The organism is Listeria ivanovii subsp. ivanovii, assembly GCF_900187025.1.
Classification (GTDB): Bacteria; Bacillota; Bacilli; order Lactobacillales; family Listeriaceae; genus Listeria; species Listeria ivanovii.
The window spans coordinates 1,543,593-1,564,656 of record NZ_LT906478.1 but is presented as its reverse complement, the minus strand read 5'-3'; the positions used below and the strand labels follow the sequence as shown (position 1 = coordinate 1,564,656).

The following is a 21,064-nucleotide window of genomic DNA, read 5'->3' as shown; positions in this document are numbered from 1 at the left end:
AACCTTATGGTAAGGTCATTTTTAAGGAGATTGGTAGAATGACCTTAAAGACATATGAAGATGCAATAGAGTGGATTCATGGTACGCTTCGTCTAGGAATAAAGCCGGGGCTAGCACGAATGGATTATATGATGGGAAAATTAAACCATCCTGAAAAAGCGAATAAATGGGTACATATAGCTGGTACAAATGGAAAAGGTTCCACACTGACTTTTGTTCGCAATTGTTTAGAAGAGGCTGGATATAAAACCGGAACATTCACTTCGCCATATATAGAGAGTTTCAATGAGAGGATTAGTATTAATGGAGTACCAGTCAGTGATGACATGATTGTGACTTTAGCAAATAGAATTAAGCCGCTTGCTGAAGAATTAAAAGAAACAATTTATGGTCCGCCATCTGAATTTGAAATTATTACAGCAATGATGTTTTTATGTTTTGCAGAATATGAAAAAATCGATATCGGTATTATCGAAGTTGGACTTGGTGGTAGACTTGATTCTACTAATATATTAACACCATTAGTTTCTGTTGTTACAACTATCGGAATGGACCATATGGAGTTTCTTGGGGATACTATCGAACAAATAGCTAGTGAAAAAGCTGGGATAATTAAACCTGGTGTTCCAGTCATATCTGGAGTTAGCCAACCAGAAGCGCAAAAAACAATGAGTGAAATTGCTGAAAAAAATAAATCTAGCATTGCTCTGTTGAATCAAGATTTTTCAATGACGCTTGCGGACGACATAATCAAGTATGAAACCATACATGGTAGTCAAATAGAAGATCTTACCATTGGACTTCAAGGCGTTCATCAATTAGATAATGCTGCATTAGCTATAAAAGTAGTTCAATATTTAAATACATTTGCAGATTTCTCCATTGATGAAGTTGCAATAAAGCGTGGTTTAAAAAACGCTGTTTGGCCCGGGCGGATGGAACAAATTTCCTCAAAACCTTTTATTATGATTGATGGGGCACACAATCCAGAAGGTGTCATGGCACTTGCTCGTTCTATTGAATCTTATCATGGTCATAAGAAAGTGGTTGTTAGTATACTTGTTGACAAGAATCATCAAGAAATGATTCAAATACTAAAAAAAATCCCGGATTGCGAAGTATTAATCACAACCTTTGATTATCCTAGAGCAATGACAGCTGAGCAAATTACGCGAATGAGTGAGGAAGAAAGTATTTCCATGAATGCTAATTGGCAACAAGAATTAAACTCAATAATCTTTTCTGAAAAAGATACTAAATTTTTCATTACAGGATCACTTTATTTTATTGCTGAAGTACGGAGGTATTCACGGGAAGCATTTCACTAATAGTTTTAGAATAAAACGAGTATACATCGAAAAAATAAAATCTACAAATAACTAAAAAAGTATTTTCAAGAGGTCAAACCTATAGAAAACACCCATTTTCCTTTAAGTGAAAATGGGTGTTTTTAGCTTTAAAAGCCCTCTAAAATACTTTTTTTCATATGTGCAAAAATAATTTATTCTTGCTATTCTATTTAAACCAACTAGGAGGTGGCAGATGATTTATTTTTTGCTAGTTATTTATAGCACTATTTTCATTTCTTTTACACAAGTGGCAGCGGAATGCTTACCTATAAATAAACCTTTTTTATTTCGCTTTTCCGAATGTAATTTTTGTAAAAAAACATTATCCTTCCAGCAAATAATACCAATCTATTCATTTTTACTTTTGAAAGGGAAATCTAATTGCTGTAAAACTGCCATTCCGATCAGCTGCTTTTTGCTAGAGATAATTACACCAGTGTATATCCTATTTCTATATCACGAGTATTTTTTCTCATATAATTTCATCATTAGTAGTGTTATCTATTATTTTTTAGCATTTTTTGTCATAACAGATATTTTATATATGCATGTTCCTAATTCTATCATTATCTTGTTTAGTGTGATTATGCTATTTATCTATTCTTTATTCCATCAACCATTATTGAATTTATTCTATTCAATAATAATGAGCACCATTTTTTATGGCCTATTTTTCCTCGTATTTCGAAAGGGAATTGGACTTGGAGATATCAAATTATTTATTATTTTAAGCTCATTTTTAGGTTTTAAAACAGGTTATTTTATTTTCTTTTTAGCCATTTTAGTGGGAACTATGGTTTTATTAATAGCGGTAGCTGCCAAAAAAATAAAGAAAAATAAACAAGTACCCTTCGTTCCATATATATTTACATCTTTTATAGTTATAAGTATTTTGCTGAAATAAGGAGGTGTTTTCATGTTGTCAAACGAAATTTCAGGAAATGAGAAGCCTCGAGAAAAATTACAAAACTATGGTATAGAGGCACTTTCTACTTCAGAACTAGTCGCAATTATCATTGAAACAGGCACGAAAAGTGAGTCTGTTTTAACTATTGCGAACCGTATTATTATGAAATTCAAACATGTAGCCGAAATGCAATATGCTTCTTTGGAAGAGTTTCAATTAATTAATGGAATTGGTATTGCTAAAGCTTCTAAAATAATGGCAGCTATTGAATTAGGAAGGAGAATTAGTTTAGTAACGGAGCGTGAAGAAATTGTCATCAGATGTCCGGATGATGCAGCGAAATTAGTTATGCCGGAATTAGCTTTTCTTTTTCAGGAACATTTTCACTGTATTTTTTTAAATACTAAAAATCAAGTCATCTATAGACAAACGATTTTTGTTGGAGGACTAAACGCATCTATTGTCCATCCTAGAGAAGTTTTTAGGTTAGCGTTAAGCAAATCTGCTGCTTCTATCATGTGCTTTCATAATCATCCTTCTGGGGATCCGACCCCATCTAGTGAAGATTTACTTGTGACAAAACGATTAGTGGAAGCTGGTAGTATTATTGGAATTACACTACTAGACCATATTATTTTTGGGAAAAATAAGTACATTAGTTTAAAAGAAAAAGGTTATTTTTGAAAAAGTATCACTGTTCATAAATTATCTACAGACATACTTTACAATCCTATGCTAAAGCGGGTATCAATAAAAAATAGCAGGTGACTAAACATGCTTAGTAGATGGAAATTATATAGAGAGAATATTTATGGTTTTATAGTTATATTGTGTATGTTTTTGTTCCCAATAATTCTTTGTATAGTAGAATATAAAAAATGATGCTTGCTTTATTCGACGTATAATAGTAATAAATATAGAACTAAAAGCTGGTTTTTAAAGAAAAGTTAAAAATTTTTCCTTCTAATGAAAAATTAATGTCTGTTAGTCTTAGTTATGTTATAATAAGATGGTTGTTTATGTGTTAGATAGAAACATTAACACAAAGGGATAAGGTAACATTAATTTAATGGACGAATAAGGAAACTTAATGTATCCTGTAGAATATTACGAAGGAAAAGGAGAATACAGATGTTTGGATTTGGTAATAAAGATATTGGAATTGACTTAGGAACAGCGAACACACTTGTCTATATGAAGGGAAAAGGTATTGTCCTTCGTGAGCCTTCTGTTGTTGCAATGAAAAAAGACACACAAGAAATTGTTGCCGTTGGTAGTGATGCAAAGAATATGATTGGAAGAACTCCAGGGAATATTGTTGCGATTCGCCCAATGAAAGACGGGGTTATTGCTGATTATGATACAACTGCAGCAATGATGAAGTATTACATACAAAAAGCTGGTAAAAGCGTTAATGCTAGCAAACCACGTGTGATGATATGTGTACCTTCAGGAATTACTGGTGTAGAAAAACGTGCCGTAATTGATGCCACTCGTCAGGCCGGCGCAAAAGATGCTTTCACAATTGAAGAACCTTTTGCAGCGGCTATTGGTGCTGGCCTTCCAGTTGGAGAACCAACAGGGAGTATGGTTGTTGATATCGGTGGAGGAACGACAGAAGTTGCTGTTATATCTCTAGGTGGAATTGTAACTAGCCGCTCTGTAAGAACTGCTGGCGACGATTTAGATGAAGTTATCATTAATTATATTCGTAAAAAATATAATCTGTTAATTGGAGACCGTACTGCTGAAGCTATCAAAATGGAAATTGGTTCTGCTAGTCCAAAGGGATTAGACTTATCTCCATTTAGCATTCGTGGTCGTGACTTAGTAACTGGCTTACCAAAAACAATTGAAGTTACTCCTGAAGAAATTAGTGAAGCCCTAGCTGATACTGTGGCGGCAATTATTGATGCTGTTAAAGGAACACTTGAAAATACACCGCCTGAACTTTCCGCAGATATTATGGATAAAGGGATTGTACTTACTGGTGGTGGAGCATTATTACGTAATTTGGATACGGTTATTTCTGAAGAAACAAAAATGCCAGTCATTATTGCTGATGAACCACTTGATTGTGTGGCAATTGGTACTGGTAAAGCTTTAGAGAATATGGACATGTATAAACGTAAAAAAATGAACTAAATGGACACACTCATTTATGTCATATAACAAGATGAATTAGTTTCCAAAAAACGAAAAAAGAGTACTAACGAGATGAGGTGTCGTTATGCCACAATTTTTTCTGAATAAACGTTTGATTATCTTGTTAATATCTATTATTGTTCTTGTCGCGTTGGTTGGTTTTTCTTTACGTGATCGTGATAATGCTTCGTGGCCAGAACAATTTGTGAAAGATGTTGTTGGATTTGGTGAAAATATTGTAGCTAAGCCTACTTCATTTGTTTCAGGTGTTTTTGGTGGAGTTGCAGACTTAAAAAATACCTACACTGAAAATCAACATCTGAAAGAACGTTTAGAAGAATTGGCACAACTTGAAAGTGAAGTTGCAGACTTAAAAAAAGAAAATAAAGACTTAAAAGAAAATCTTGATATTGCTGATAGTATTCGCGATTATGATCCAGTCAATGCTTCTGTTATTTCTAGAAATCCAACAAATTGGAATGATCAAGTGGAAATTGACAAAGGCTCTAGCGACGGAGTGAAACCAGATATGGCAGTTACTACACCGAGTGGGCTTATTGGTAAAGTAACAACTACAGGAGCTAAATCGGCTACGGTTGAATTATTAACTTCATCCGACGTGAAAAACCGTGTTTCTGCAAAAGTACAAGGTGCAGAAAACGCCTATGGAATTATCAATGGTTACGACAGTGATACGAAGTTGCTTGAATTAAAACAATTACCATATGATATGAAGTTTAAAAAAGGACAAAAGGTAGTTACTTCTGGACTTGGAGGTAAATTTCCAGCGGGTATTTTCATTGGAACAATTGAAAAAGTAGAAACCGATAAAATGGGATTATCTCAAACAGCATACATTAAATCTGGTGCTGATATATACGATTTAAATCATGTTACTGTTTTAAAACGTTCAGCAGAAACAGGGACTTCAGTGGATGACTCAACTAGCTCAGACACGACTGGAGGAGAGTAATTATATGAATTTAAAGAAAAACATTGCTCTCCCCGCAATCATGGTTGGCGCCTTTATTTTAGAGGGCGTCTTTAGTCTTCAATTTGCTAATGGTCTTTTTAATGATAAGCATTTGTTTATTCCACATTTTTTACTCGTAATGTTAACAATAATGACGTGCTTTTATAAACGTAATACTACCTTAGTATATGCTTTTATCTTAGGACTGTTATTTGATATTTATTATACTGGTGTTATGGGGATTTATTTCGCTATTTTTCCTTTTACTGTATATATCACAGATAAATTTATGAAAATACTGCAAAATAATGTTTTCCTTGTCGGTTTAATAGCTATTTTTAACGTTATTCTTACCGAAAGCTTGGTTTATGCATTTTATTATTTAATTGGTTCAACAACGATGAGCATTACAGTTTTTATTGATCAACGTTTATGGACGACCATTTTATTTAATTTAGCATTCTTTTTAGTTGTGTTTTATCCATTCCGACTATTTTTAAATCGTTTGGTTAAGTCGGAGTGATTATCGTCATATTAACAGTTTGAATTCGCTATTACTTGAAAAAGTATGACTGTGTAAAAGGTTATCACAGTTTGCGATTCAAGCTGTTTTTTTCAGAAAAAGTATATTTTTATTATCATTTAATTTGAGTTAGTGTATACTAAAGACTAGAGTATAAATGTTGCGGGGTGAAATCGTATATGAAGAAGAATGTTCAAATTAAAGGCACCAAAGATGGCATTAGTATTTTTCTTAGTGATAAGGCGAGTTTCCTTGAGTTACAACAAGAATTGTCGCAATTACTAGCTGATAAAAAGCAAAACCCATACTCTGGTGAAAAGTTAGAGGTGCAAGTTCAAATTGGAAACCGTCTGTTCTCAGAGGAAGAAGAACTTGAAATATCAACTATTATTCATAATAATAGTCAAATGAAAATTAGTGCATTTTATAGTAATGTGATGTCTAAAGACGACGCCAAAAAATGGAAAGAGCGAGACCAAATTTTTTCTATGGCGACCATTATTCGTTCTGGGCAAGTGGTTCAAGTCCCTGGAGATTTTTTATTGATTGGTGATGTGAATCCTGGTGGACAAATCCGCTCCAATGGCAATGTTTTTGTGCTCGGTAATATTAAGGGGATTATTCATGCTGGATTTGAAGGAAATGAAAATGCAGTTGTAGCTGGAAAATTTCTTTATCCATCACAAGTTAGAATTGCTGGTAAAGTTTATGGTTTTGATAATGAAGAATATAAAGAAGTTTTAGATACAGATTTATTTTCTGCGTTTGTGGATGATACTGGAGAAATTGTCATTGACGAGATACATAAGATAAGAAAAATTAGACCCGAAATTTCTAATTTTCAAGGAGGGCGTTAAACATGGGAGAAGCTATAGTCATTACTTCTGGGAAAGGTGGAGTAGGAAAAACTACTTCAACTGCTAACTTGGGAACGGCACTTGCTCTTCAAGGTAAGAAAGTGTGCTTAATAGATATGGATATCGGCCTTCGCAATTTAGACGTTGTTTTAGGGCTTGAAAATCGAATTATATATGACTTAGTTGATGTAGTGGAAGGACGCTGTAAAATCCATCAAGCAATGATAAAAGATAAACGCTTTGATGATTTACTGTTCTTGCTACCTGCAGCACAAACAACAGACAAAAATGCGGTTTCGGCAGAACAAATGATAGACTTAATTAACCAATTACGTCCAGATTATGATTTTATTCTAATCGATTGTCCAGCAGGAATTGAAACTGGCTATAAAAATGCGGTTGCTGGAGCAGATAAAGCTATTGTTGTTACTACTCCGGAAATTTCCGCTGTGCGTGATGCGGATCGAATTATTGGATTACTTGAAAAAGAAGCTATCGAACCACCCAAACTTATTATTAATCGTATTCGTACGCAAATGATGGTAAATGGGGATGTGATGGATATTGATGAGATTACAACACATTTATCCATTGAATTACTTGGAATTATTATTGATGATGATGAAGTTATTCGCTCATCTAACAGTGGGGATCCGGTTGCGATGTTACCAAATAACCGTGCATCTCAAGGTTATCGAAATATCGCTCGACGCATTCTTGGTGAATCTATTCCGTTAATGTCTATCGAAGCGAAGAAGCTAGGATTTTTCGCACGCCTAAAACAACTTTTTGGTGGTAAATAAAAAATTAGGACCCTTTGTCTTTGGATGAAGGGTCTTTATAAAAGGTGATAAGATGAAAAAAGTAGTAATTAGTGCAGCTTATATAGAAAAAAGAATAGCGGTCCTTGAAGATGGGCAAATGATTGATATGGAAGTTATTAGGCCATCTGATAAAACCCAAGTGGGTGACATTTTTTATGGTTTTATTCAAAAAATCGACCGGAAAATAAATGCTGCTTTTGTTGACTTAGGCAATCAAAATAAGGGTTTTATCCATTTGAAGGATATTCCAGATATTTACGAGAAAACACAAGGTGCCAAACTGCCTGTTCAAATTATTCGCGAAGGCAGTGCGACTAAACTTCCACTTTTAACCGCTGAACTAACATTTCCAGGAGACTTACTTGTTTATTTATATGGAAAAGAATATATCTCTATTTCAAAAAGAATTATGGATAAAGAGCCTTTGAAAGAAACAATCGAATTGCTTTTAGGAGAAAATGAAGCTGTGATAATCCGCTCAAGTGCCGAAAAAGCCACGAAAGAACAGTTGGAAAAAGCGCTAAATGAAGCTAGAGAAGAATACGAGCAAGTAATTCTAAAAAGTAATAAACGAAAAAAACCAGGGTTACTTTTATCTGCAGCTTATGGGGTGTTTGCTAGTGCTAAACAATTTATTCAACGTTATCAACCAGATGAAATTATTACGGATGATTTTGAGTTTGCGAGAGTGCTTGAGTCGAATTGGCCAGATCAAGTAACTCTAACGAAAAGTGCAGACTTATTTGCTGATTTAAGTATAAAAAAACAAATCGATCGTCTAAATCGTCCTGTAGTTCATCTTTCGAATGGTTCTTCTTTATTTATTGAGAAAACAGAGGCGATGTGGGTGATAGATGTTAACTCTGGCCGCTATAAAAGTTCTACAGAAAAAGAAAAAACGGTAGAGTTTGTTAATCAAAAAGCAGTTCCAGAAATACTTAAACAAATTCGCCTTCGTAATATGAGTGGCATGATTTTAGTAGATTTTATCGGCGGGATGTCAGAAAGAGGCTACACAGAACTCTATGAGGCGCTAGAACGGCAAACACGAGAAGAATATACTACAACCCAAGTTGCGGCGCTTTCGCAGTCAGGGCTTCTTCAGCTAACCAGACGAAAGAAACAACAGTCATTTCTAGAAGCTACAACGATTCCTTGTCCGATTTGCTACGGAACAGGTCATGTAGCGTCTAAAGAGACACTTGCATACCAATTAGAAAGAGAACTTACAGGGATTATGCAAGGGGAGCCAGAAAGTGTCCAAATCATTACAACAGAAGATGTATTAGATACTTTTCTAGATTTAAACACCTTAAATGATGCTCCTGTCGAGTGGGAAGTAGCAGATGAGCGGATACCGTTCTATCAAATTTTACGTGTAGAGAAGTAAAATGAATATTTGATTGACAGTAGTGACTTCTTTATGCTATCATTTTACTGTTATGTTTGTAGCGCACCAAGCTACAACCGCACAGAGCTGGGTCAAGTATTTGCAACCGCGAATCCCCTGTGATGGCGAGTCTTAGTATATGAGGAGGTGCAAGTATGTACGCAATTATTGAAACAGGTGGGAAACAAATCAAAGTAGAAGCAGGCCAAGAAATCTATGTTGAGAAATTAGCAGGTGAAGTTGGTGATGTTGTTACTTTTGACAAAGTTCTATTCGTAGGCGGAGATTCCGCTAAAGTTGGCGTTCCATTCGTGGAAGGAGCAACTGTAACAGCTAAAGTTGAAAAACAAGGCCGTGCGAAAAAATTGACAGTTTATAAATATAAACCGAAAAAGAACTACCACAAAAAACAAGGTCATCGTCAACCTTACACAAAATTAACTATTGATGCAATCAATGCTTAATTTGAAAGGACGAAAGGACGAAACAAATGATTCAAGTCGATGTTTTGCGAGAAAAAAATCAAATAATTTCTTTTACGATGAGTGGACATGCCGATTTTGCCGAACATGGTAGTGATTTGGTTTGTGCAGGTGCTTCGTCAATTGCTTTTGGTATGGTGAATGCTATTTCGGAAGTGCGTGACTTTGAACCTGTGATAGAAGAGGATGAGGGTTACCTTCACTATTCTGTACCTGCTGATTTTGTTGGAGATGAAGTGGTTCAAATCTTGCTTACAGGGATGGAAAATCAACTAAGGTCATTAGCGTACAGCTATCCTGATCATATAAAAATTAACTCCAAATAGGAGGTGGAATTTCATGTTAAAATTTGATATTCAACATTTTGCGCACAAAAAGGGTGGCGGTTCGACTTCTAACGGACGTGACTCTGAATCTAAACGATTAGGTGCAAAACGTGCGGACGGACAATTTGTTACTGGTGGATCTATCCTTTACCGTCAACGTGGTACTAAAATCTATCCAGGAACTAACGTAGGACGTGGCGGCGATGATACTTTATTTGCTAAAACGGATGGCGTTGTACGTTTTGAACGTATGGGACGCGACAAGAAAAAAGTTAGCGTTTATCCTGAAGTGCAAGAAGCTTAATAAGACTAATTAAAACCGTCACTTGTGGCGGTTTTTTTATTTGCCTTTCTTTGTGAAAAAAATTCTTATAATCGGGGTTAGAAAACTTTTAAATTGGGGTAGAAGTAAAGAAGCAGATAAAGATACATACATTGTGAAAAATGGGACAAGTCGTTTGATTGACAGCGTTTTCTTGGTATGGTTAAATAGACTCAAGTTAATTAACATGTCAGGAGAAGAGATGACAATCGAAACGATGCAAGGCACTAGTTTGCCTAAGTTTTGATTGTCATTCTTTTTTTGAAGTTAATTGATAATCGGAATGTAAGGGGACTAGTAAAGGAAAATTCCGGTGCTACAAATAAGCAAGAAGAAGGAGTTGGAAAAAATGATTGACACAAGTTTAGCAACACAGTTTTTAGGTGAATTAATTGGTACAGCAATCCTAATTATTTTAGGTGCGGGCGTTGTAGCAGGCGTATCACTAAAAAAATCAAAAGCAGAGAATGCTGGCTGGGTCGTTGTTACTTTAGCTTGGGGGCTCGGCGTTACAATGGGAGTCTATGTTTCTGGATATATGAGTATGGCACATCTTAATCCTGCTGTAACAGTCGGTATGGCGCTTGCAGGCGTATTCCCATGGGATTATGTCTTGCCGTATATTGTAGCTCAGTTCATTGGAGCGTTTATTGGTGCAACACTTGTATGGCTACATTACTATCCACACTGGAAACAAACGGAAGATAAACCTACTAAATTAGGAGTTTTTGCAACAGCGCCGGCGATTCGCCACTTTACATCAAACTTTTTTGGTGAAGCATTAGGTACTTTTGTCTTAGTTTTTGGTTTACTATCGTTAGGAGCTAATTCTTTCTCAGACGGTTTAAATCCACTTGTTGTTGGTGCGTTAATCATTGCAATTGGTATGTCACTTGGTGGAACAACTGGTTATGCAATTAACCCAGCTCGTGATCTTGGACCAAGAATTGCGCATTTTGTTTGGCCGATTTCAGGTAAAGGTGGATCAGATTGGGGTTACTCATGGGTTCCGGTTCTAGGACCAATCATGGGAGGCGCATTAGGTGCTTTAGGGTATAATGCAATTGTAAATGGTGAATATGGAATGTGGTTGTGGGTATTCGCTGTATTATTTATTTTAATACTTATTTTAACCGCACAACTCGACAAGAAAAAAGATTTAGCATAAGCTAGAATCATTACTAGCTAAAAACGAAAGTCGCAGGGCTTTCGTTGTACTTAAACTAGAGGAGGAATTTTACATGGAAAAGAAATACATTTTGGCACTCGATCAAGGAACAACCAGCTCAAGAGCGATGATTATTGATGAAGAAGGAGAAGTAATTGGCGTTGCACAAGAAGAATTTGATCAAATTTTTCCTAAACCAGGTTGGGTAGAACATAGTGCCAATGAAATTTGGGCTTCCATTCTAGCGGTTATTGCTGGTGTGTTATTAAAAACAAACATTTCTTCTAAAGAAATTGCAGGTATTGGTATCACAAACCAACGTGAAACAACGGTTATTTGGGATAAAGAAAGTGGTAATCCAATTTATAATGCGATTGTCTGGCAATCTCGTCAAACAGAAGATATTTGTAAACAGCTTCGAAAAGATGGATATGAAGATACAATTCGTTCTAAAACCGGACTTTTAATTGATCCGTATTTTGCTGGAACAAAAGCACGTTGGATTTTAGATCATGTGGACGGCGCACAAGAACGTGCGGAAAAAGGCGAGTTATTATTTGGAACAATTGATACGTGGCTAGTTTGGAAATTAACCGGTGGGCGTGCTCATATTACAGACTATTCCAATGCTTCCCGTACACTGCTTTATAATATTTACGATTTAGAATGGGATGATGAGCTTCTGAAAATGCTAAATATCCCGAAAGCAATGTTACCAGAAGTTCGCCCATCGTCAGAAGTATACGCAAATACAGTTCCCTACCATTTCTTTGGTGAAGAAGTTCCGGTTGCGGGTATTGCAGGCGATCAACAAGCTGCCTTATTCGGTCAAGGCTGTTTTGAAAAAGGGATGGCGAAAAATACTTATGGAACTGGTTGTTTCTTACTAATGAACACTGGAGAAAAAGCAGTGCGTTCTGAAAACGGATTACTTACAACGCTAGCATGGGGAATTGATGGTAAAGTAGAGTATGCATTAGAAGGTAGTATCTTCGTTGCCGGTTCTGCTATTCAGTGGTTGCGTGATGGTTTACGGATGGTTCGTCAATCAAGCGACTCTGAAAACTATGCTAGTCGCATTGAGTCTACTGACGGCGTTTATGTTGTACCAGCATTTGTTGGTCTCGGCGCACCTTACTGGGATTCCGATGTTCGAGGCGCGGTATTTGGTTTAACTCGTGGTACGGAAAAAGAACAATTCATTCGTGCGACATTAGAATCACTTGCTTATCAAACGAGAGACGTGCTTTATGCAATGGAACAAGATTCCGGAATCAAACTAAAAACATTGCGAGTTGACGGTGGGGCTTCAGCAAATAACTTCCTAATGCAGTTCCAATCAGATATTTTAGGTGTTCCAGTTGAACGTCCGGAAAATAAAGAAACAACAGTACTCGGAGCAGCATTCTTAGCAGGACTTGCTGTAGGTGTTTGGAAAGATAAAAGTGAAATTAAAAAACACTGGAAACTAGATAATCGCTTCGAAGTAGAAATGAAAGAAAAAGAACGTGAAGGCTTATATGAAGGCTGGCATAGAGCTGTCAAAGCAGCACAAGCATTCAAATAATATCGTAAAAATGCGCCAAATGAACAAACTCATTTGGCGCGTTTTTTCATGTGTTTACTAAAAATAAAAAATAAATATAGTGACAGATGCATAGTTTATTCGTTATAATGAAAGATAAGACTTTTAAGGAACGGGAGAATAAAAAAATTATGTTTGTAGATCAGGTTAAGATTTATGTGAAAGCTGGTAATGGTGGGGACGGTATGGTGGCATTCCGTCGCGAGAAATTTGTACCAAACGGTGGTCCTGCTGGAGGCGACGGTGGTAAAGGTGCAGACGTTGTGTTTGTTGTTGATGAAGGTTTGCGGACGTTAGTAGATTTTCGTTTTAAACGAATTTTCAAAGCAGAGCATGGTGAGCATGGCATGAGTAAAAGTATGCATGGCCGCGGGGCACAAGATTTAGTCGTGAAGGTACCACAAGGAACGATTGTAAAAGATATTGATACTGGCGAAATAATTGCCGATTTAGTAGCTCATGGTCAGCGTGCGGTTATTGCAAAAGCTGGACGTGGTGGGCGCGGAAATAAACGTTTTGCAACCCCCGCTAACCCTGCTCCTGAACTTTCCGAAAACGGAGAGCCAGGTCAAGAAAGAAATGTGCAATTAGAACTTAAAGTACTAGCAGATGTTGGTTTAGTTGGCTTCCCGAGTGTTGGGAAATCAACGTTATTATCCGTAGTATCGGCAGCAAGACCTAAAATTGCGGCATATCACTTTACAACAATTGTTCCTAATTTAGGAATGGTAGATGCCGGTGATGGTCGTAGTTTTGTTATGGCGGATTTACCAGGACTAATTGAAGGGGCAAGTCAAGGTGTCGGTTTAGGCCATCAATTCTTGCGCCATATCGAAAGAACACGCGTTATTGTCCATGTAATTGACATGTCTGGTTCAGAAGGACGCATACCATTTGATGATTACGTGGCAATTAATAATGAACTAGAACAATATAATTTGCGCTTAATGGAACGTCCGCAAATCATTGTTGCTAACAAAATGGATATGCCCGATGCGGAAGAAAATTTAAAAGAATTTAAAACTAAAATTAATGAAGATATTCCGGTATTCCCAATTTCGGCAGTAACGAAAACGGGGCTACGCGAATTGCTTCTTGCTATTGCAGATAAATTAGAAACAACACCAGAATTTCCACTTAACGAAATTTTGGAACAAGAAGATGAAGATACGGTTCTTTATAAATATGTTGCGGAAGAGCCTGACTTCGAAATTACAAGAGAACCAGATGGCACTTTTGTGTTGAGCGGAACGAAAATCGAACGCTTATTCACGATGACAAACTTTGAAAGAGATGCGTCTATTAGCCGTTTTGCACGTCAACTTCGCGCGATGGGTGTAGATGAAGCCCTTCGAAAACGCGGCGCTAAAGACGGGGATATTGTACGTCTGCTTGATTATGAATTTGAATTTATGGACTAAACAAAGTGCTGTGCCATTCATTTGGCACACGCTTTTTTCCTAACTATAACAAAAAGGAGAGTTGAAAATGAAAATTGCTTATTTAGGCCCAGCAGCTTCTTTCACACATGCAGCGGCAGCAAATGCTTTTCCGAAAGAGAAAATGATTGCGAAAAGTACCATTCCAGATTGTATTATGTCCATTGAAAAAGAAGAAGTAGATGTGGCAGTTGTTCCGATTGAAAATACGATTGAGGGAAGTGTCAATATCACGCTGGATTATTTATTTCATTTTTCAAGTGTTCCTGTTGTGGCGGAAATTGTTTTACCAATAGCGCAGCATTTAATGGTTCACCCAGCACATGCTGATTCTTGGAGGTCTGTCCAAAAAGTGATGTCACATCCACAAGCTTTAGCGCAGTGTCATACTTTTTTACAGGCTGAGTTATATGGAGTAGAGCGGGAAGTAACGCCTTCTACTGCTTATGCCGCGAAATGGGTTAGCAATAATCCTAGCGAACTTGTTGCAGCAATTGCACCTCGGATGGCAGCTGCTGAGTATGGACTTGAAATCGTCAAAGAAGATGCGCAAGACTTAGAACTCAATCAAACAAGATTTTTTGTTTTAAGTCGTAAACCAGTATCGATTTTATTACCAAAAGAAGAAGAAAAAACATCTATTTCGGTTATCCTACCTAATAATATGCCGGGTGCGTTACATAAAGTATTATCAACTTTTGCTTGGCGTGATATTGATTTAAGTAAAATTGAATCAAGACCGCTTAAAACTTCTCTTGGTGAATATTTTTTCTTAATCGATGTACTTTCAGAAGGGAAAGAAACACTCGTGACCAATGCACTGGATGAAATTACACTTCTAGGCGGTACGGCTAATAAACTAGGGACATATCATGTTCACCGGTTGCAAACAACGTAAATCAAGGGTTATCGCACTAGCTGCGGTAACTTTTTTTGTTGCGAATAGTCCACTTTTACGTTAAAATTCTAAGAGAAAAGCTTTACTAAAACTAAAAGGAGTGAAACAGATGTCAGGACATTCAAAGTGGAATAATATTCAAGGCCGTAAAAATGCACAAGATTCCAAGCGTTCCAAAGTATTTCAGAAGTTAGCGAGAGAAATTTTTGTTGCAGCCAAAAAAGGTCCTGATCCAAATCTGAATCCGTCACTTCGGTTAGTAATGGATAAAGCCAAAGCTGTAAATATGCCAAATGACAATATTAAACGAGCGATTGATAAAGCAGCTGGTAACACAAATGGAGAAAATTACGATGAAGTAACCTATGAAGGTTATGCCCCAGGTGGGATTGCAGTTTTAGTCCATACGCTTACAGATAATAAAAACCGAACAAGTACGAATGTTCGTGTAGCGTTTAATAAAAATGGTGGTAGCTTAGGAGAAACCGGAAGCGTTAGTTATATGTTTGATCGTAAAGGCTACTTAGTGATTTTACGAGAAGACTTAACTGTCGATGAAGAAGAATTTATGCTAGAAGCGATAGAGGCTGGCGCAGATGATGTGGAAGTTAGTGAAGATGTATTTGAAATTTTTACAGATCCTGGAGCCTTTTCCGAAGTGAAAGATACCTTACAAGCCGCTGGATACACCTTTGCAACAGCAGAATTATCGATGTTTCCAACCGTATATAATGAGATTGCGGGAAATAATAAAACACAATTTGATAAAATGTTGGAAGCATTAGAAGAAGATGATGACGTACAAGAAGTTTATACTAATGCAGAAATAAATTAGGCGCTAAACACACCCCTTTCCGAAAAAATCCGAATTGGGGTGTTTTATATGAATAAGTAGGAGGAACAAAAATGAAATCACGTAAAGTTATGATTATTGGAGCAGGTAATGTAGGTTCAGCCGCCGCACATGCCTTTGTAAATCAAAAATTTATAGAAGAATTAATTCTGGTGGATTTAAATAAAGAGCGTGTCGAAGGAAACAGGAAAGATTTAGCAGATGCAGCAGCGTTTATGCCTGGGAAAATGGATATTTCTGTTCGTGAGGCAAGGGATTGCGCAGATGTAGATATTGCCGTTATCACAGTAACAGCAGGACCACTTAAGGAAGGGCAAACAAGATTGGATGAACTGAAGAGCACTTCCAGAATAGTTGGTAGTATCATTCCTGAAATGATGAAAGGTGGCTTTAAAGGGATTTTCCTAATTGCAACGAATCCTTGCGATATTATTACGTATCAAGTATGGAAGCTTTCAGGACTACCAAGAGAGCGAGTGCTTGGAACAGGGGTTTGGCTTGATACAACGAGATTGCGTCGTTTATTAGCAGAGAAGTTGGATATTGCTGCTCAAAGTATTGATGCGTTTATTCTTGGAGAACATGGGGATTCCCAATTTCCAGTTTGGTCACATTCATCCATTTATGGGAAGCCTGTCAATGAATATAGTATGGAAAAACTTGGGCTTTCCCTTGACTTAAAAAAAATTGGTGAGATTGCGCGTGATACCGGTTTCGAAATTTATCATCAAAAAGGCTGTACCGAGTATGGAATTGCTGGAACAATTGTTGAAATCTGTCGTCATATATTCAGCGGTAGTCAGCGCGCCTTAACTGTGTCTTGCATTCTTGACGGTGAATACGGCCAAAGCGGCCTTGCGATTGGTGTGCCAGCTGTTTTGAGTCAAGACGGCGTAAAAGAAATTATCTCTTTAAAGCTAAATGCCGAAGAGCAAAAAGCATTTAATCATTCTATCGAGGTTATTAAAGAAAATATCCAATCGTTATAAGATGACAATAATTATATTATGTAAACAAGTTGAGCGATTTCTTTTATTAACAAAAACTAGTACAGATGTTCCATTTTATGCTATCATATAATGTATGACGTGAAACGAAAAGGGGACGAAAAAATTGTACGATTACATAAAAGGAATTATCACGACGATTACACCAGAATATATTGTTGTCGAAACTGGACAAATTGGTTATCAAATCATTACAGGAAACCCGTTTTCCTTTCAGCGCTTAGAAGGAACAGAGACACAAGTATTTTTATATCAACATGTTCGGGAAGACAATATTTCGCTTTTTGGCTTTCAATCAACAGAAGAACGTTATTTATTTAAAAAATTACTAAGTGTTTCTGGAATTGGGCCTAAGAGCGCGCTTGCTATTATTGCTTCCGGGGATGTGGTGCCTTTAATTACCGCAATTGAGTCAGAAGATGATGTCTATTTGACAAAATTTCCAAGTGTAGGCAAAAAAACAGCACGCCAAATTATTCTTGATTTAAAAGGGAAATTAGCGGATGTGGTAACAAGTGAAATCGTTTATAATGCACCAGAAAATGATATCGTCAGTGGGCTTGTGCCGGCATTAGAAGAAGCGGTTTTAGCTTTAGAAGCACTTGGTTATAGCTCTAGAGAATTAAAAAAAGTAATACCAAAATTAGTTAAAGAAGAAAACTTAACGAGTGATGCCTATATCAAGTTAGCACTCAAATTAATGACAAAATAGAGAGGAGCTTGTGGCATGGATGAACGAATTATTTCAAGTGAAACGGTAGACTCAGAAGAAGTATCTTTTGAAACTAGTTTGCGGCCACAGACCCTTTCACAATATATCGGGCAAGATAAAGTGAAAAATAATTTAACTGTTTTTATTGAAGCTGCTACACTTCGAAATGAAGCATTAGATCATGTTCTCTTATACGGACCACCAGGACTTGGCAAAACAACCTTGGCGATGGTGATTGCTTCCGAAATGGGTAGTCAAATCAAAACTACAAGTGGGCCAGCAATTGAAAGGCCTGGGGATTTGGCAACCATTTTAACCAGTTTGGAACCAGGTGATGTCTTATTTATTGATGAGATTCATCGATTATCACGAGTAATTGAAGAAGTTTTATACCCGGCAATGGAAGATTATTGTTTGGATATTGTGATTGGAACAGGACCAACAGCACGGTCGGTTCGGCTTGATTTACCGCCATTTACGCTAATTGGTGCAACTACTCGTGCAGGGCTATTATCAGCACCACTTCGGGATAGATTTGGTGTAATTGATCATTTGGAATTTTATACGGAAGAACAATTAACTGAAATCGTCCTTAGAACAGCGAATATTTTAGACACAAAAATAGATGATTTAGGAGCTCGCGAAATTGCCAGACGATCAAGGGGAACCCCACGGATTGCCAATCGTTTATTAAAACGCGTCCGTGATTTCGCTCAAGTCAGAGGAAATGGGACAGTGACAGAAATATTAGCGAAAGAAGCACTTACTTTACTACAAGTTGATCCAAGAGGGTTGGATACCATTGACCAAAAATTACTGCATACAATCATACAATCGTTTAGAGGAGGTCCAGTTGGTCTTGATACTATCGCTGCGAGTATTGGTGAAGAGCGCGAAACTATTGAAGATATGCAAGAGCCGTATCTACTCCAAATCGGTTTTTTACAAAGAACCCCAAGAGGACGTATTGCAACGGAAATCGCCTATCAACATTTAGGAATAAGTTATGAAAAAGAGGTATAAAACATGAAAGTAGAAGATTTTGATTTTGACTTACCAGAAAAATTAATTGCGCAAACCCCATTAATTGACCGTACATCCAGCCGATTAATGGTGCTAGATAAAACATCTGGTGAAATAAAGGACCAACACTTCACAGATATTTTAGGTTATTTGAATGAGGGGGATGCACTAGTATTAAACGATACACGTGTTCTCCCAGCAAGACTTCATGGGATAAAAGACGAAACAGGTGCACATATCGAAGTGCTACTACTCAAACAAAAAGAAGGAAATGCTTGGGAAACCTTAGTTAAACCAGCCAAAAGAATCCGTCAAGGCGCGACCATTACTTTTGGTGATGGCGCATTAAAAGCAATCTGCTTGGAAGAACTAGAGCACGGTGGGCGCATTTTGGAGTTTTCTTATGAAGGGATTTTCTATGAAGTTTTAGAGCAACTTGGCGAAATGCCGCTTCCTCCATATATTAAAGAACAACTAGCAGACCAAAATCGTTATCAAACCGTTTATGCGAAAGAAAATGGTTCAGCAGCAGCACCTACAGCAGGACTTCATTTTACTGAAGAGTTACTGGGAAAAATGAAAGCAAAAGGTGTGGAAATTATTTTTGTGACGCTCCATGTGGGACTAGGAACTTTCCGTCCAGTCGATGTGGAAGATACGGCGAATCACAAAATGCATTCCGAATTTTATCGTTTGACAGAAGAAGCTGCGGAACGAATTAATCAAGTAAAAGAAACTGGTGGAAAGGTCGTAGCAGTAGGGACTACTTCCATTAGAACATTAGAAACTATTGCGAGTCGTCATGAAGGTAATTTAGTAGCTGAATCTGGTTGGACAGATATTTTTATTTCACCAGGATATACCTTTCGAGCTGTAGATGCCTTAATTACTAATTTCCATCTACCAAAATCTACATTAATTATGCTTGTATCCGCTTTATCTGATCGAAATAAAATTTTAACAGCCTATAACCATGCCGTAGAAGAGCAATATCGATTCTTTAGTTTTGGCGATGCGATGTTTATTCATTAATTTGCGAAAAAATAACAGAAAAGCTTGTTTTCATACGCATTTTTCGTTATGCTAGTGAATAGAGTAAATTAGAAAGAGGTCACACATGTCTGCGATTCGTTATGAACTAATAAAAACAGATAAACAAACTGGTGCTCGTCTTGGTAAGATCCATACACCACATGGCACATTTGATACGCCTATGTTTATGCCTGTTGGAACACTTGCAACGGTAAAAACAATGTCGCCAGAAGAGTTAAAAGCAATGGGCGCAGGTATTATTTTGAGCAACACCTATCACTTATGGTTACGTCCCGGTGAAGAATTGATTCGAGAAGCGGGCGGACTACATAAATTTATGAACTGGGATCAACCAATCTTAACGGATTCAGGTGGTTTTCAGGTGTTTAGTTTGAGTGAAATGCGTGATATCAAAGAAGAGGGCGTTCATTTCCGTAATCATTTAAATGGCGACAAGCTTTTCTTATCACCGGAAAAAGCAATTCAAATTCAAAATGCGCTCGGATCAGACATTATGATGAGTTTTGATGAATGCCCACCATATCCTGCCTCGCATGAGTACATGAAGAAATCGGTAGAACGGACTTCACGCTGGGCTGAACGTGGATTAAAAGCCCATGCTAGACCAGGTGACCAAGGATTATTTGGAATCGTTCAGGGTGGTGCATATGAAGATTTGCGTGCACAAAGCGCCAAAGACTTAGTTTCACTTGATTTTCCAGGATATTCGATTGGTGGTTTGTCTGTTGGAGAACCAAAAGACGTTATGAACCAAGTACTCGAACATACAACACCACTTTTACCAACCAACAAGCCGCGTTATTTAATGGGCGTTGGTTCGCCGGATTCCCTTATTGATGGTGTGATTCGTGGGATTGACATGTTTGACTGTGTTCTTCCTACTCGTATAGCACGTAATGGTACTTGTATGACATCTAATGGACGGTTAGTAATTAAAAATGCTAAGTTCACACATGATTTTCGTCCAATTGATGAAAATTGTGATTGTTATACTTGTAAAAATTATTCACGTGCGTACATTAGACATTTGATTCGTTGTGAAGAAACTTTTGGGATTAGACTTACAACTTATCATAATCTTCATTTTCTGTTAAACTTAATGAAGCAGGTTCGGTCCGCTATTATGGAAGATCGTCTTGCTGATTTTAGGGAAGAATTTTTTGAGCAATATGGATTTAATCGTCCTGATGCAAAAAATTTCTAATATATATAAAGTATCGAAAGGAGT

General features: G+C 37.1%; 23 protein-coding genes and 1 other annotated feature. All 23 genes read left to right on the top strand.

Going from position 1 to position 21,064, the window contains the following annotated elements:
• Positions 1 to 38 precede the first annotated feature (38 nt).
• Positions 39 to 1,328: a bifunctional folylpolyglutamate synthase/dihydrofolate synthase gene (locus tag CKV67_RS07745; protein ID WP_014092909.1), complete on the top strand. Its 1,290-nt coding sequence runs from the start codon at positions 39 to 41 to the stop codon at positions 1,326 to 1,328.
• Between the two features lie 214 nt (positions 1,329 to 1,542).
• Complete coding sequence (locus CKV67_RS07740) at positions 1,543 to 2,253, top strand: prepilin peptidase (RefSeq protein ID WP_025279954.1); 711 nt, start codon at positions 1,543 to 1,545, stop codon at positions 2,251 to 2,253.
• 12 nt (positions 2,254 to 2,265) lie between these two features.
• Positions 2,266 to 2,940, top strand: coding sequence for a RadC family protein (gene radC / locus CKV67_RS07735; protein ID WP_025279953.1), 675 nt, complete (start codon positions 2,266 to 2,268; stop codon positions 2,938 to 2,940).
• A gap of 447 nt (positions 2,941 to 3,387) precedes the next feature.
• Complete coding sequence (locus tag CKV67_RS07730) at positions 3,388 to 4,401, top strand: rod shape-determining protein (RefSeq protein ID WP_003719841.1); 1,014 nt, start codon at positions 3,388 to 3,390, stop codon at positions 4,399 to 4,401.
• A gap of 85 nt (positions 4,402 to 4,486) precedes the next feature.
• The gene (mreC, locus tag CKV67_RS07725) at positions 4,487 to 5,374 is read left to right on the top strand and encodes a rod shape-determining protein MreC (protein WP_014092906.1); all 888 of its coding nucleotides are present in this window, start codon (positions 4,487 to 4,489) and stop codon (positions 5,372 to 5,374) included.
• A gap of 4 nt (positions 5,375 to 5,378) precedes the next feature.
• Complete coding sequence (gene mreD / locus CKV67_RS07720; RefSeq protein ID WP_014092905.1) at positions 5,379 to 5,897, top strand: rod shape-determining protein MreD; 519 nt, start codon at positions 5,379 to 5,381, stop codon at positions 5,895 to 5,897.
• A 179-nt stretch (positions 5,898 to 6,076) separates the two neighbouring features.
• Positions 6,077 to 6,754, top strand: a complete 678-nt coding sequence (gene minC, locus CKV67_RS07715) for a septum site-determining protein MinC (protein ID WP_014092904.1) — start codon at positions 6,077 to 6,079, stop codon at positions 6,752 to 6,754.
• Between the two features lie 2 nt (positions 6,755 to 6,756).
• Positions 6,757 to 7,557: a septum site-determining protein MinD gene (minD, locus tag CKV67_RS07710; RefSeq protein ID WP_014092903.1), complete on the top strand. Its 801-nt coding sequence runs from the start codon at positions 6,757 to 6,759 to the stop codon at positions 7,555 to 7,557.
• A gap of 52 nt (positions 7,558 to 7,609) precedes the next feature.
• Positions 7,610 to 8,968, top strand: coding sequence for a ribonuclease E/G (locus CKV67_RS07705; protein ID WP_014092902.1), 1,359 nt, complete (start codon positions 7,610 to 7,612; stop codon positions 8,966 to 8,968).
• Positions 8,969 to 9,033: 65 nt separating this feature from the next.
• Positions 9,034 to 9,111, top strand: a sequence feature (ribosomal protein L21 leader region).
• 12 nt (positions 9,112 to 9,123) lie between these two features.
• Positions 9,124 to 9,432: a 50S ribosomal protein L21 gene (gene rplU / locus CKV67_RS07700; RefSeq protein WP_003726868.1), complete on the top strand. Its 309-nt coding sequence runs from the start codon at positions 9,124 to 9,126 to the stop codon at positions 9,430 to 9,432.
• 26 nt (positions 9,433 to 9,458) lie between these two features.
• Positions 9,459 to 9,776: a ribosomal-processing cysteine protease Prp gene (locus tag CKV67_RS07695; protein WP_014092901.1), complete on the top strand. Its 318-nt coding sequence runs from the start codon at positions 9,459 to 9,461 to the stop codon at positions 9,774 to 9,776.
• Between the two features lie 13 nt (positions 9,777 to 9,789).
• Positions 9,790 to 10,080, top strand: coding sequence for a 50S ribosomal protein L27 (rpmA, locus tag CKV67_RS07690; RefSeq protein ID WP_003726866.1), 291 nt, complete (start codon positions 9,790 to 9,792; stop codon positions 10,078 to 10,080).
• 40 nt (positions 10,081 to 10,120) lie between these two features.
• A complete protein-coding gene (locus tag CKV67_RS07685; RefSeq protein WP_025279952.1) occupies positions 10,121 to 10,345 on the top strand; it encodes a hypothetical protein in 225 nt (74 codons plus the stop codon).
• Positions 10,346 to 10,447: 102 nt separating this feature from the next.
• Positions 10,448 to 11,266: an MIP/aquaporin family protein gene (locus CKV67_RS07680; RefSeq protein WP_003719832.1), complete on the top strand. Its 819-nt coding sequence runs from the start codon at positions 10,448 to 10,450 to the stop codon at positions 11,264 to 11,266.
• Between the two features lie 73 nt (positions 11,267 to 11,339).
• Complete coding sequence (gene glpK / locus CKV67_RS07675; protein ID WP_014092900.1) at positions 11,340 to 12,833, top strand: glycerol kinase GlpK; 1,494 nt, start codon at positions 11,340 to 11,342, stop codon at positions 12,831 to 12,833.
• A 149-nt stretch (positions 12,834 to 12,982) separates the two neighbouring features.
• Positions 12,983 to 14,272, top strand: coding sequence for a GTPase ObgE (gene obgE / locus CKV67_RS07670; RefSeq protein WP_014092899.1), 1,290 nt, complete (start codon positions 12,983 to 12,985; stop codon positions 14,270 to 14,272).
• Between the two features lie 67 nt (positions 14,273 to 14,339).
• Positions 14,340 to 15,188 (top strand): prephenate dehydratase, encoded by an 849-nt coding sequence (gene pheA, locus CKV67_RS07665; RefSeq protein WP_014092898.1) that lies wholly within the window; start codon positions 14,340 to 14,342, stop codon positions 15,186 to 15,188.
• Positions 15,189 to 15,297: 109 nt separating this feature from the next.
• Positions 15,298 to 16,023: a YebC/PmpR family DNA-binding transcriptional regulator gene (locus CKV67_RS07660; RefSeq protein WP_014092897.1), complete on the top strand. Its 726-nt coding sequence runs from the start codon at positions 15,298 to 15,300 to the stop codon at positions 16,021 to 16,023.
• 71 nt (positions 16,024 to 16,094) lie between these two features.
• On the top strand, positions 16,095 to 17,030 hold the full coding sequence (locus CKV67_RS07655; protein ID WP_014092896.1) for an L-lactate dehydrogenase: 936 nt from the start codon (positions 16,095 to 16,097) through the stop codon (positions 17,028 to 17,030).
• Between the two features lie 124 nt (positions 17,031 to 17,154).
• Positions 17,155 to 17,760 (top strand): Holliday junction branch migration protein RuvA, encoded by a 606-nt coding sequence (ruvA, locus tag CKV67_RS07650; RefSeq protein ID WP_014092895.1) that lies wholly within the window; start codon positions 17,155 to 17,157, stop codon positions 17,758 to 17,760.
• 15 nt (positions 17,761 to 17,775) lie between these two features.
• Positions 17,776 to 18,783, top strand: coding sequence for a Holliday junction branch migration DNA helicase RuvB (gene ruvB, locus CKV67_RS07645; RefSeq protein ID WP_014092894.1), 1,008 nt, complete (start codon positions 17,776 to 17,778; stop codon positions 18,781 to 18,783).
• 3 nt (positions 18,784 to 18,786) lie between these two features.
• A complete protein-coding gene (gene queA / locus CKV67_RS07640; RefSeq protein WP_014092893.1) occupies positions 18,787 to 19,815 on the top strand; it encodes a tRNA preQ1(34) S-adenosylmethionine ribosyltransferase-isomerase QueA in 1,029 nt (342 codons plus the stop codon).
• Positions 19,816 to 19,900: 85 nt separating this feature from the next.
• Complete coding sequence (gene tgt, locus CKV67_RS07635; protein WP_014092892.1) at positions 19,901 to 21,040, top strand: tRNA guanosine(34) transglycosylase Tgt; 1,140 nt, start codon at positions 19,901 to 19,903, stop codon at positions 21,038 to 21,040.
• The last annotated feature ends 24 nt before the right edge of the window (positions 21,041 to 21,064 follow it).